Annotated in this window: 9 protein-coding genes and 1 riboswitch; of the genes, 5 read left to right on the forward strand and 4 right to left on the reverse strand. The window is 62.4% G+C overall.

Translation table 11 applies throughout. The annotated features are described in order from the left end of the window. A partial coding sequence (locus ACIQ2A_RS17090) for an alanine--tRNA ligase-related protein (RefSeq protein WP_398481387.1) occupies window positions 1-162 on the reverse strand: 162 nt, incomplete at its 3' end. A gap of 204 nt (window positions 163-366) precedes the next feature. Continuing rightward, a riboswitch (glycine riboswitch) is annotated at window positions 367-461 on the forward strand. A 135-nt stretch (window positions 462-596) separates the two neighbouring features. Here ACIQ2A_RS17090 and gcvT point away from each other — a divergent pair. The 3 genes from gcvT to gcvP all read left to right on the forward strand — a co-directional run bounded on the left by gcvT (window position 597) and on the right by gcvP (window position 5,102). Continuing rightward, a complete protein-coding gene (gene gcvT, locus ACIQ2A_RS17095) occupies window positions 597-1,745 on the forward strand; it encodes a glycine cleavage system aminomethyltransferase GcvT (RefSeq protein ID WP_398481334.1) in 1,149 nt (382 codons plus the stop codon). Between the two features lie 11 nt (window positions 1,746-1,756). After that, window positions 1,757-2,122 carry a glycine cleavage system protein GcvH gene (gene gcvH / locus ACIQ2A_RS17100; protein ID WP_398481336.1) on the forward strand — a complete coding sequence of 122 codons (366 nt, stop codon included), beginning with the start codon at window positions 1,757-1,759 and terminating at the stop codon, window positions 2,120-2,122. Window positions 2,123-2,243: 121 nt separating this feature from the next. After that, window positions 2,244-5,102 (forward strand): aminomethyl-transferring glycine dehydrogenase, encoded by a 2,859-nt coding sequence (gene gcvP, locus ACIQ2A_RS17105; protein WP_398481338.1) that lies wholly within the window; start codon window positions 2,244-2,246, stop codon window positions 5,100-5,102. A 141-nt stretch (window positions 5,103-5,243) separates the two neighbouring features. On the opposite strand, the gene ACIQ2A_RS17110 is transcribed toward gcvP, so the two are convergent. Then, complete coding sequence (locus tag ACIQ2A_RS17110; protein WP_398481340.1) at window positions 5,244-6,407, reverse strand: M20 aminoacylase family protein; 1,164 nt, start codon at window positions 6,405-6,407, stop codon at window positions 5,244-5,246. Between the two features lie 168 nt (window positions 6,408-6,575). On the opposite strand from ACIQ2A_RS17110, the gene ACIQ2A_RS17115 reads away from it, so the two are divergent. After that, a complete protein-coding gene (locus ACIQ2A_RS17115; protein ID WP_398481342.1) occupies window positions 6,576-8,192 on the forward strand; it encodes a GMC family oxidoreductase in 1,617 nt (538 codons plus the stop codon). A gap of 144 nt (window positions 8,193-8,336) precedes the next feature. Here the strand turns inward: ACIQ2A_RS17115 and hpnO are convergent, their stop codons facing one another. Then, window positions 8,337-9,728 carry an aminobacteriohopanetriol synthase HpnO gene (gene hpnO / locus ACIQ2A_RS17120; protein ID WP_398481345.1) on the reverse strand — a complete coding sequence of 464 codons (1,392 nt, stop codon included), beginning with the start codon at window positions 9,726-9,728 and terminating at the stop codon, window positions 8,337-8,339. Window positions 9,729-9,858: 130 nt separating this feature from the next. Here hpnO and ACIQ2A_RS17125 point away from each other — a divergent pair, with 130 nt between their 5' ends. Next, window positions 9,859-10,566 carry a DUF2147 domain-containing protein gene (locus ACIQ2A_RS17125; protein ID WP_398481347.1) on the forward strand — a complete coding sequence of 236 codons (708 nt, stop codon included), beginning with the start codon at window positions 9,859-9,861 and terminating at the stop codon, window positions 10,564-10,566. Window positions 10,567-10,618: 52 nt separating this feature from the next. Here ACIQ2A_RS17125 and ACIQ2A_RS17130 read toward each other — a convergent pair whose 3' ends face one another. Beyond that, window positions 10,619-13,207: an MMPL family transporter gene (locus tag ACIQ2A_RS17130; RefSeq protein ID WP_398481349.1), complete on the reverse strand. Its 2,589-nt coding sequence runs from the start codon at window positions 13,205-13,207 to the stop codon at window positions 10,619-10,621. Window positions 13,208-13,296: the final 89 nt, after the last annotated feature.

Below are 13,296 nucleotides of genomic sequence, written 5' to 3' on the forward strand. Positions count from 1 at the left end.
CTCGATGCCGGTAAAAACGTTCTTGAACTGCACCATACCGGCATTGGTGAACATCAGCGTGGGGTCGTTGCGCGGCACCAGCGGCGACGACGACACGATGTCGTGGCCGTTCTTGGCGAAGTAATTCAGAAATGCCGACCTGATCTCGTTAACGCCGCTCATAACCGTCCAATCACGCCTGAGTGCGGCCGCGGCAGTTCCCGCGGCCTCAAACCACAACCGGGTGCTTTTAGACCGGGGGGGACGCCGCTGTCCAGAAACTGTGCAGCTTAATCATGGGGTTGCCGCAATAGCTCAGGGCCGTGGATGGTTGCTGCATGTGCGTTGACAGGCTCGGGGAACGTGTGGTCTTTTGCCGGCGTTGAACGACGTCACGTCGGGAGAGACCAGCCTATGCTCGGGTTGGCGCCGAAGGAGCAACCGCCCCGGAAACTCTCAGGCAAAAGGACCGCGTGACGGACTAAGCATCTGGAAAGAGGCGCTGCGGCATCCCCGTGAGCGTCCGCCGACGGGATAATACTCTCAGGCACAGCGACAGATGGGGCTTCTGCGACACCCGCCGGGAATCTGCCCGGGGGAACCGCGAGGGCCCATCGATGCTTGCGACCGACACAACCTCAGCTCTGAAGGAAACGCCGCTCCACGCGCTGCATGTGGCGCGCGGCGGCAAGATGGTGCCCTTCGCCGGCTATGACATGCCCGTGCAATATGCCACCGGCGTGCTGAAGGAACATCTGCACACCCGCGCGGCGGCCGGCCTGTTCGATGTGTCCCATATGGGACAGATCGTGCTGCGCGCGAAATCCGGCAAGGTCGAGGATGCAGCACTGGCGCTAGAAAAGCTGGTGCCGATGGACATCCTGGCGCTCGCACCCGGCCGCCAGCGTTACGCGCAATTCACCAATGAAACCGGCGGCATTCTCGACGACCTGATGGTGGCGAATTTCGGTGACCATCTGTTTCTGGTGGTCAACGCGGCCTGCAAGGCCGAAGACGAAGCGCATCTGCGTACGCATCTCTCCGACACCTGCATCATCGAGGCCCTGCCCGACCGCGCGCTGATCGCGCTGCAGGGACCGAAGGCAGCGGATGTGCTGGCAAAATTCTGCGAGGCGGCGCCTGGCATGAAGTTCATGGATGCCGGCCCGCATCAGGTGAACGGCATTGCCTGCTTCGTGTCCCGCTCCGGCTACACCGGCGAGGACGGCTACGAAATCTCGATCCCGAACGATCAGGCCGAAGCGCTCGCCGCCGCCCTGCTCGATCATCCCGACGTACTGCCGATCGGCCTCGGCGCCCGCGACAGCCTGCGGCTGGAAGCCGGCATGTGCCTTTACGGCCATGACATCGATACGACGACCACGCCCATCGAAGGCAATCTGACCTGGTCGATCCAGAAGAGCCGCCGCACGGGCGGCGCGCGGGCCGGTGGCTTCTTCGGCAGCGAGGCGATTCTAGCCCAGCTCGATGGCGGCGCATCACGTCAGCGCGTCGGGTTGAAGCCGGAAGGCCGCGCGCCCGTGCGCGAAGGCGTGCTGCTGTTTGCCGATGCCACCTCCACCGAATCGATCGGCAAAGTCACCTCGGGCGGCTTCGGCCCCAGCATCTCGGCGCCGATTGCCATGGGCTATGTGCCGACGTCCCACGCCAAGGACGGCACTACGCTATTTGCCGAATTGCGCGGGCAACGTTTGCCGATGACCGTCGCCCCCATGCCTTTCGTCCCGAACAACTACAAGCGTTGAGGAACTGACCCATGACCACCCTCTACACCGAAGACCACGAATGGCTGCAGATCGACGGCGACATCGTTACCGTCGGGATCACCGATTTCGCGCAATCTCAGCTCGGCGATGTCGTGTTCGTCGAACTGCCCAAGGTCGGCCGTGCGCTGAAAAAGGCCGAAGCCGCCGCCGTGGTGGAATCGGTCAAGGCCGCCTCCGACGTCTATGCGCCGATCACCGGCGAAGTGGTGGAGATCAATGACGGCCTCGCCGCCGAGCCGGCGCTGGTGAATTCCGATGCCGAGAGCAAGGCCTGGTTCTTCAAGCTGAAGCTTGCCGACAAGAGCGAGCTCGACGGCCTGATGGATGCCGAGGCCTACAAAGCGCACAGCGCCTGATTTTTCCTCGTCATTGCGAGCGAAGCGAAGCAATCCAGTCTTTCTTTGCGTGGCTTCTGGATTGCTTCGTCGCTTCGCTCCTCGCAATGACGACTTGATGGTTTCTACAAAGGAACAGCCGATGCCCTCGACCTCCGCCGACGTCGCCACTGATTTCGTCCGCCGCCACCTCGGCCCATCGCCGTCCGACATCCAGGCGATGCTGGAGACGGTGAGTGCCAAGAGCCTGTCCGGCCTGATGAGCGAGACGCTGCCAGGCTCGATCCGGCAAAAGGCGCCGCTCGATACCGGCCGTGCGCTGAGCGAGACCGAAGCGCTGGCGCATATGACGGAGCTGGCGACGGGCAACAAGGTCTTCACCTCGCTGATCGGCCAAGGCTATCACGGCACCGTGCTGCCCACCGTGATCCAGCGCAATATCCTGGAAAATCCAGCCTGGTACACGGCCTATACGCCGTATCAGCCTGAAATCAGCCAGGGCCGCCTAGAGGCGCTGTTCAACTTCCAGACCATGATCTGCGACCTCACCGGCCTCGATGTCGCCAACGCATCGCTGCTGGACGAAGGCACCGCCGCCGCCGAAGCGATGGCGCTGGCCGAGCGCGCATCTTCCGTGCAGACCAAGACCTTCTTTGTCGATCACGAGGTGCATCCGCAGACGCTGGCCGTGCTGCGCACCCGCGCCGAGCCGCTCGGCTGGTCGCTGCAGGTGGGCAACCCGCTCACCGAGCTCGATGGCGCCGATGTGTTCGGCGCCCTGCTGCAATATCCCGGCACGAGTGGTGTGGTGCGTGACTTCAAGCCGGCGATTGCGGCGCTGAAGGCCAAGGGCGCGCTCGCTGTGATGGCGGCCGATCTTCTCGCGCTGACGCTGATCGCATCGCCCGGCGATCTCGGCGCCGATATCGCCATCGGTTCGGCACAGCGTTTTGGCGTGCCGATGGGCTATGGCGGGCCGCATGCCGGCTACATGTCGGTGCGCGATGCCATCAAGCGCTCGATCCCCGGCCGCCTCGTCGGCCTGTCCATCGATTCGCGCGGCGAGCCGGCCTATCGGCTGGCGCTGCAGACCCGCGAACAGCATATCCGCCGCGAAAAGGCGACCTCGAATATCTGCACCGCACAGGTGCTGCTCGCCGTCATCGCATCGATGTATGCGGTCTATCACGGCCCCGAAGGCCTCAAATATATCGCCCGCACCACGCATCGCCGTGCGCTGACACTGGCGGCCGGCCTCACGAAGCTCGGCTTCGCACCGGAAAGCGACGCGTTCTTCGATACCATCACCATCAAGGTCGGCGACAAGCAGGCCGGCATCATCGCCGCCGCGCAGGCGGAGAAGATCAATCTGCATATCGGTGACGGCGCCATCGGCATCGCGCTTGATGAAACGACCACGCCCGAGACTGTCGAAGCGATCTGGCGCGCCTTTGGTGGCAAGCTCGGTTATGCCGATGTCGAACATGGCATCAGCGATGGCCTGCCCGCTTCGCTCAAGCGCTCGTCGCCGTTCCTGACGCATCCGGTCTTCCACAGCCATCGCTCGGAAACCGAACTGCTGCGCTATATGCGAAAACTGTCGGACCGCGATCTCGCGCTCGATCGCGCGATGATCCCGCTCGGCTCCTGCACCATGAAGCTGAACGCCACCACCGAAATGATGCCGCTGACCTGGCCCGCCTGGGGCTCGCTGCACCCGTTCGTGCCGGCCGATCAGGCGCAGGGCTACCACACGCTGTTCGCCACGCTGGAAAAGTGGCTGTGCGACATCACCGGCTATGACGCCGTGTCGCTGCAGCCGAATTCCGGCGCCCAGGGCGAATATGCCGGGTTGCTGGCGATCCGCGGCTATCACGCTGCGCGCGGCGATCATCAGCGCACCATCTGCCTGATCCCGTCGTCAGCGCATGGCACCAATCCGGCCTCCGCCGCGATGGTCGGCATGAGCGTCGTCGTCGTCGCCTGCGACAAGGACGGCAATGTCGATGTGGCCGATCTCCGTGCCAAGGCCGCGAAGCACGCGGCCAATCTCGCCGCGATCATGATCACCTATCCGTCGACTCATGGCGTGTTCGAGGAAGAGATCCGCGAGATCTGCGACATCGTCCATGCGCATGGCGGACAGGTCTATCTCGACGGCGCCAACATGAATGCACAGGTTGGCCTCTCGCGCCCCGGCGAATATGGCGCCGATGTCAGCCACCTCAACCTGCACAAGACCTTCTGCATCCCGCATGGCGGCGGCGGACCGGGCATGGGCCCGATCGGCGTCAAGGCGCATCTGAAGCCGTATCTGCCCGGTCATCCCACCACCGATGCCGATGCGCCCGTCGGCCCGGTCTCGGCTGCGCCCTATGGTTCGGCATCGATCCTGACCATCTCCTATATCTACATCCTGATGATGGGCGGCGCGGGCCTCACCACGGCCACCGAGGTCGCGATCCTCAATGCGAATTATGTGGCGGCCCGGCTCGATCCGCATTTCCCGGTGCTGTATCGCAATCACAATGGCCGCGTGGCGCATGAATGCATCATCGATCCGCGCCCGCTGAAGGCGACAAGTGGCGTCACCGTCGATGACATCGCCAAGCGCCTGATCGATTACGGCTTCCACGCACCGACCATGAGCTTCCCCGTCGCAGGCACGCTGATGATCGAGCCGACGGAATCGGAATCGAAGGCGGAGCTTGATCGCTTCTGTGATGCGATGATCGCGATCCGCAAGGAAATCGCCGATGTGGAAGGCGGCCGCTTCAAGATCGAAGCCTCGCCGCTGCGTCATGCGCCGCATACGGTGCATGACATCGCCGAGGACGACTGGACACGCGCCTATACCCGCGCCGAAGGCTGCTTCCCGGCCGGCACATCGCGCACCGACAAATACTGGTGCCCGGTCGGCCGCGTCGACAATGTCTATGGCGACCGCAATCTGGTGTGCTCGTGCCCACCGATGGAAGACTACGCGCAGGCGGCGGAGTAAAAAACTCCGTGTCGTCCCCGCGAAAGCGGGGACCCATAGCCTCCGACGATGTCGCGACGCTATGGCAGAGCCACATCCGTCGCGTACCCCCTATGACGACAGCGTGTATGGGTCCCCGCCTTCGCGGGGACGACAACCGAGCTACGCCGCCAGCGACGTCTCCACCAGCTTCACCCAGTAAGACGAGCCATAGACGATGGCATCATCGTTGAAGTTGTAAGCAGGGTGATGCAGGCCGGCGCTGTCGCCGTTGCCCATGAAGATGAAGGCGCCAGGGCGCGCTTCCAGCATATAGGCAAAATCCTCGGCGCCCATCACCGGCTCCATGTCGGTGGCGACATTGGCAACGCCGCCGACATCTCCAGCGATCTTCGCTGCGAGCTTCGTTTCCTCGGGATGATTGACGACGACGGGATAACCGCGATCGTAATTCAGCGCGATTCGCGCCCCTGTCTGCAATGCGATGCCGGCGCAAACCTCGTTCATGCGCTTCTCGACGAGATCACGAACTTCCTTCCGCAACGTGCGCACCGTGCCGCGCAGTTCAGCGCTTGCCGGAATGACGTTGCTGGCATGGCCGGCATGGAATTCGCAGATCGAGATGACGGCGGAATCCAGCGGGCTCACTGTGCGTGACACGATCGACTGGAACGCCACGATGAGCTGCGAGCCGGCCAGTACTGGATCGATGGTCTTGTGCGGATAAGCGGCGTGACCGCCGACACCTTCGATGGTGATGGAGATGCGATCCATCGCCGCCATGATCGGGCCGGTCCGCATGGAGAAGGAGCCGATCGGCGCACCCGGATTGTTGTGCATGCCATAGACCGTCTGGATGCCGAAGCGATCCATCAATCCGTCCTTGATCATCGCATCGGCGCCCGCACCGCCCTCTTCAGCTGGCTGGAAGATGACGACCGCATCGCCGGCGAAATCGCGGGTCTCGGCGAGATATTGCGCAGCGCCAAGCAGCATCGAGGTGTGGCCGTCATGGCCGCACGCATGCATCTTGCCCGGCACTTTTGACGCGTAAGGCAGATTGGTCTGTTCTTCGATCGGCAGCGCGTCCATGTCAGCGCGCAGACCGATGACACTGCCCTTGCCCTTCTTGCCCTTGATGACGCCGACAACGCCGGTGCGGCCGATGCCCTCGACCACTTCATCGCAACCGAACGCCTTCAGCTTCTCCGCCACGAAGGCCGCGGTGCGGTGCACATCGTAGAGCAGCTCCGGATGCTGATGCAGGTCGCGGCGCCAGGCCTTGATCTCGGGCTGCAATTCGGCGATGCGGTCAATGATCGACATAGGTCAACTCGCTGGCAATGAAATCTGCTGGCCTTAGCCTAGCACGCGACGTGCCAACTGCCCAAGCCGGCAGGCCCTCCCCGTCATGCGATGGTCGTCTGTACATCGCTGAATTCGCCCGCTAGAGCGTCATCATACGGCAATAAACCGGGATGATGGCAGGGAACGATGACGCGGCTCGAAGGTGACTTTGACTACATCGTGGTGGGTGCAGGCACCGCAGGTTGCATCGTCGCCAATCGTCTCTCGGCCGATTCGACCAAGCGCGTGCTGCTGCTGGAAGCCGGCGGACGCGACAACTGGATCTGGTTTCACATTCCCGTCGGATACCTCTTCGCCATCGGCAATCCCCGCTCCGACTGGATGTTTCGCACCGAGCCCGAGCCCGGGCTGAACGGCCGGTCGCTGGCCTATCCGCGCGGCAAGGTGATCGGCGGCTCATCCGCCATCAATGCGATGATCTCGATGCGCGGCCAGGCGGCCGACTACGATCACTGGCGCCAGCTCGGTCTGACCGGCTGGGGCTATGACGATGTGCTGAAATCCTTCCTCAAGCTGGAAGATCACTTCCTTGGCGCGAGCGAGCATCACGGCGTCGGCGGCGGCTGGCGCATCGAGGCGCCGCGACTGTCATGGGCCGTGCTGGATGCCGTCGCCGATGCGGCGTCGGAAATGGGCATTCGCCGCACCGATGATTTCAACACCGGCGACAATGAAGGTATCGGATATTTTCACGTTAATCAGAAGCGCGGACGGCGATGGTCTTCCGCGCGCGGCTTTCTCAAGCCGGTGCTGAACCGTCCCAACCTGCGGCTCGAAACCGGTGTGCTTGTTGATCGCCTGATCGTCGAGAACGGCCGCGCCGTGGGCGTGCGTTTCAGGCAGAACGGTCGAGACATCGAAGCGCGCAGCAAAGGCGAAGTCGTGCTTTGCGCGGGCGCTGTCGGCTCACCACATCTGCTGCAGCGCTCGGGCATCGGTCCGGCTGAATGGCTCGCTGATGCAGGCGTAGATCTCGTGCTCGATAAGCCCGGCGTCGGCCGCAACCTGCAGGACCATCTACAACAGCGCGCGATCTACAAGGTCTCCGGCGTGCGTACGCTGAATGAGACCTACTACAACCTGTTCCGCCGCGGCTGGATGGGCATCGACTACGCGCTGCGCCGCCGCGGCCCGCTCACCATGGCGCCATCGCAGCTTGGCATCTTCACGCGTTCCGACGAGCATCGCGAGCGCGCCAACATCCAGTTTCACGTGCAGCCGCTGTCGCTCGACAAATTCGGCGATCCCCTGCACCGCTTTCCCGCAATCACCGTCAGCGCCTGCAATCTGCGGCCGACCTCGCGTGGTGAGATCAAGCTGCGCTCCGGCAACGCTGATGAGGCGCCGTCGATCGCGCCGCATTATCTCTCGACGGACGAGGATCGGCAGGTTGCAGCAGATGCGATCCGGGTAACGCGCAGGCTGATGAAGCAGAAGGCTTTGAGTGCCTATCATCCGGAAGAGTATCTGCCCGGCCCATCGGTGGGCGACGACGCGGAATCGCTGGCGAAAGCGGCGGGCGACATTGGCACCACGATCTTCCATCCGGTTGGCACTGCGAAGATGGGCACCGCATCGGATCCAACTGCAGTGGTCGACGAGCGCCTGCGTTTCCATGGCATCGCCGGCCTGCGCATCGTCGATGCATCGGTGATGCCGACGATCACCTCGGGCAATACGAATACGCCGACGGCGATGATCGCGGAAAAGGGCGCGTCGATGATTGTCGCGGACGGGAAGTAGCCCTCACCACACTCAGCCCTCATCCTGAGGCCCGCGCACGCGCGCGCGTCTCGAAGGATGGCGGCCCGCCCAGGCAATCATCCTTCGAGACGCCGCGCTTTGCGCGGCTCCTCAGGATGAGGGCGGAGTTTTGGGGAGCAAAAACTAAGCCGATTTCCGCACGGCGTTATCGACCAGCGTCTTGCCGAGCGACCAGATCGCGCCGGGCACCTTGTGGCTGTCGGCGATCACCGTGCGGAACGAGTCCGTGATCCACCTGGTGTCGTCCTCGTTCACCGTCAGCGGCGGCAACAGCTTGATGGTGTGGCTGCCGTGGCCGGAGACCTGGGTCAGGATCTTCTGATCCTTGAACAGCGGCACCGTGATCAGCTGGCAGAACAGGCCCTTGCTCGCCGATTCCAGGATGTTCCACGAGGCCTTCAGGCGCAGCGATTTCGGCGGGCCGAATTCGACGCCGATCATAAGACCCTTGCCGCGCACTTCCTTGAGCAGCTCGAATTCCGGAATCATGTTCTGCAGCGCGAGCCGAATCTCGGCACCGCGCTTGGCGGCGTTCTCGACCAGCTTCTCGTGCTTCATGATCTCGAGCGTGGCGATACCGGCCGCCATTGCGAGATCATTCTTGCCGAAGGTCGAGCCATGGACCAGCGAGCGATCCATGCGGTTGAAGATCTTGTCGAAGATCGCCTTGCGTGTGAGCAGCGCACCGACCGGCACATGACCACCGGACAGCGCCTTGGCGAGGAGAATCATGTCCGGTTCGATGTTCCAGTGCTCGATGGCCAGGAACTTACCGGTGCGGCCGAGGCCGGTCTGGATTTCGTCGGCGATGAACAGCGTGCCGTATTTACGGCACAGCGCCAGCGCGCCGGACAGGAATTCATCGGAGGGCAGATTGACGCCCTTGCCCTGGATCGGCTCGATGATGAAACCGGCGACCTGCTTCGACGACAGCACCTTTTCGAGTGCTTCGAGATCGTTGAACGGAACGACCGAGCAGCCCTGCAGCAGCGGGCCGAAGCCGGAGCGGAAATTGGTGTCGTCGGTCAGCGACAATGCGCCATAAGTCAGGCCGTGATAGGCATGGTCGCAATAGACGATGTCGTTGCGGCCAGTGGCGTTACGCGCGAACTTGATCGCTGCCTCGACGGTCTCGGCGCCTGAATTGGCGTAAAACACCTTGTCCATATAGGGAACGTGTTCGAGCAGCTTCTCGGAGAGAATACCGGCGAGGGTCGAGACGTCCATCTGCACCAGATTGGGCAGATCCGCATCCAGCACCGATTTTAGCGCATCCCGCATCACCGGATGATTGCGGCCAATCGCAAAAACGCCAAATCCGCTCAGTAGATCAAGATAACGGGCGCCTTCCCGATCGAACAGATACTGACCGGTGCCCTTCTGGAAGCCAACGTCATATCCGATGGTCTTGAGGACGCGGACCATTTGCTCGTTAAGGTGGCGCGTATGCATCGAGCTACGCTGCGCCTCCCTTTCGACAAACATCTCGGAAACATCTAGATTCGGATATACCATGATTTACATACGTCGGTTGATGGTCGCTTCGTCAACTGAAAACCGTAAATGCGGCGATTTGACTTCTCACGCACTCTCTGTGGTCGAGAAACCGGTCGTCGCGAAACGCTACTTAAGCATAGGTCTGAACATGTTGCAGCGCCCCCGCATTCCTACGCGCCATCTTACATATTGTGGAATCGTTATTTCGGCAGGCTTGTTTTCAGCAGGTCTGACTCCCGCATTTGCAGCTGATCCGACCGGCGACTGGAAGGTCGAGGACGGCATCGCCCATATCCGTGTTGCCGAATGCGGTGGCAGCATGTGGGGCGCCGTCGCCTGGGAGAAGATCCCTGGCGGCACCGACAAGAACAATCCCGATGCATCGAAGAAAGCCCGGCCAACGCTCACCATGGCCACGCTGATCGATATGAAGCCCAACGCCGCCAAGGACAAGTGGTCGGGTCAGGTCTACAACGCCAAGGATGGCAAGTTCTACAAATCGACCATCAAGCTCGGCGATACAACCGACGAGCTTGAGATCGAAGGTTGTGTGCTCGGCTTCCTCTGCGGTGGCCAGACCTGGACCCGGGTCGGCCCGTCGATCCCGTCGAGCCCGTCCAATGCGAACGCAAAGAATGTCGTCGCGTCTGGAGCGAAGGGTGCGCCAGCCGGTGGCAAGATGGCGCCTGCACCTGCTCCGGGCAGCAACACGATGGCCAAGACTGCCCCTGCTCCAACCACGGGCGCCAAGGCACCTGCCGGTCAGAAGGCTGCCGCACCGGCTGCCGGTGCGCAGGCATCCGCCGATATCGGCGATATCTGCCTGTTGCCGGAGATCAACAAGGTGACGCACTAGTCGTCGACGTAGCCCATCAGCAAAAAGGCGCCCAGCGGGGCGCCTTTTTTATTCACTTACCGTCTTCGCGGGGCTTGCCCATCAACGCCGGCTGGAACAGCAGCACGGCCGCCAGCGTGACCACGAAGGACATTGCCAGCAGCTTGCCCATGCTCGCGGTGCCCGGATGATTGGACAGCCACAGGCTGCCGAAGGCTGTTGCCGTCGCCAGTGCGCTGAAGAAGATCGCGCGGGTGAGCGATGACTGCAGCAGGTTCTTATGGCCGGCGCGCCAGGCCACCACGTAGTAGATCTTGAACGCCACACCGACGCCCAGCAGCAGCGGCAGCGCGATGATATTGGCGAAGTTCAGCGGCAGCCCGATCAATACGCAGATTTCCAGCGTCACCGCGCCCGCCACCAGCAACGGCACGATGGTCAGCAGGACGTCGGTGAAGCGACGCAACGCCAGCCATAGCAGCAGCGAGATCGAGATCAGCGCCCAGAAGCCGGCGTGAATGAAGGCGGTGACGATGGTGTCACCCGACTTCAAAATCGAGACCGGACCACCGACCGCAAGCGGCTCCGACTTCAAGACAGCATCTGCGAACTTGCGCAGCGTGTCGTTGTCATTGGGATCGCCATTCGGCTGCGCCTCGACGCGAATCTGGCCATCCTTGGTCTTCCACGAATTCACCAGTTCGGGCGGCAGATTGTCGAGCGTGACCGGCGCCGCCTGCATCAGGTTGCGGAGCTGCGCCAGCGCGATCTTGAGCGGAACGACGAAGGTCGCCTGCACCTGATTGCGGACCGGCTCGCTTGCATCAGCCGTTTTTGCGAGCGCGTCGGCAAGCCGTTTTGCAGCGACTGCACCGGGGCTTGTCTGCGTACCCGCCAGCTTGCGCAGGCTGGCAGCGGAATCCTTCAGTGCAGTGACATTCTCGGCATCGGTCGGCGCCTGGTCGACCGACTCAGGATTGAGCGCCGGCTCCAGCACCTTGGCACCGGCCTGGATCGCAGCAAGCTTGGCCTGCTGATCTTCCGGCACGAAGCTCGACAGCGAGATGGTGCGCGCAACTTCCGGCACCTTCGACAGGCGCTCTTCGATCAGCTTGGCGCCCGCTTCATTGGGCGCCATGATATTGACGGCGTTGGCGCCCGTGTTGGGATCGCGGCGCAGATCGAGGAAGGTTGCGATCGACTCGACATTGGGATTGCGCAGATTGATCGGATTGAAATCGAAACGCAGGTGATACAGCAGCGGCAGGCCGGCAATGGTCAGCGCCAGCGTGCCACCGATGATCCAGAAACGCTTCTCTTCAAGGAAGCGATCGAGCGGCGCCAGGAAGCCATAACCGACCGGCTCCTTCTCGCCCGCGGGATTGAACAGATCGAGCAGCGCCGGCAGCATCGTGATGCTGGTGAGGAATGCGATCACCATGCCGAGGCCAGCGATCTTGCCGAGTTCCGACACGCCCTTGTAGTCGGTCGGCAGGAACGACAGGAAACCGGCGGCGGTGCCGAAGGCCGCGAGCGAAATCGGCACGGCGCAATATCGTGCGGCCCTGTCGAGCGCGTCGCGGAGGTCGTCATGCTTGTAGCGCTCGGAGCGGTATCGCACGCTGAACTGGATGCCGAAATCAACGCCAAGCCCGATGAAGAGAACGGCGAAAGCGATCGACAGCAGATTCAGCGAACCCACCATCATCAGGCCGAGCGCCGTCGTGAGGGCAAGACCGACGAAGAGGTTGATGAACACGGCGCCGATGATCTTGGCTGAGTGCAGCGCCATCCAGAGGATGAGCAGCACGGCGACGACGGTGCCGACGCCATGCAGCACCGCGCCGTCCTGCACGGTCGAGAATTCTTCATTGGCGATCGGTACCGGGCCGGTCAAACGCACGCGCGCGCCATATTCGCCTGCGATGTTCAGATCCACCGCAGCCTGGCGGATCGCATCGGTGGCGTTCTTGCCGGGCTCCAATGCGGTGAAGTCGAGCACAGGCTTCGCTTCGATGAATGCGCGCTTGTCGGAATCCGTCAGCGGCTTGTCGCTGACAAGGCCGCGCCACGAGAACGAGCCCTTCCCGTTTTTGAGAACGTCTTCAATCGTGCCGGCAACGGTGTTGAAAGTGCCGGCCGCGCTGTCGAGCTGCAGCTGGCCGCGGCGGATACCGGTCAGGCCGGTTTCGAGCGCACCGGTCAGGCCGCGAATGCTGGGATCGCCCGCCATGATTTCGAGCAGCGGTGCCGCCTGCTGGAACTGGGCGGTCATGCCCTGAACTTCCTTGGTCGGCAGGAACAGCAAGCCATTCTTCTCGAAGAACGCGCCGCCATCGAGACGACGAACCGAATCGAAATCCTTCTTGTTCGGCGCGAGCTTCTTCTCCAGCGCATTCGCGGCAGCGTTGGCGAATTCCGGCGTCGGCGCCTCGACCACCGCTATGATCAGGCGCTCCTGATCGAACGCCTTGTCGAACGCCATGTCACGCTGGCGCCAGTCCAGATTCGGCGAGATCAGCTTGTTGATGTCGGTATTGATCGAGAAATTCTGGGCGGTGTAGTAGGCGGACCCGATCGACAGCAGCACACCGACGATGACGGTTGCCAGCGCAAACCGGGTGCAAAAATTCACGATCGAGACGACTAGTCTTGTCAGCACGCGTTATCTTTCTATCTGGACGAGGCTCGCAATGAATGCGGCGCGCTTCGGTGGGTTCCGCAAACGGTGATTTCGTAGCCGAGGGAGTG

It is taken from the genome of Tardiphaga sp., assembly GCF_044336785.1.
GTDB lineage: Bacteria > Pseudomonadota > Alphaproteobacteria > Rhizobiales > Xanthobacteraceae > Tardiphaga.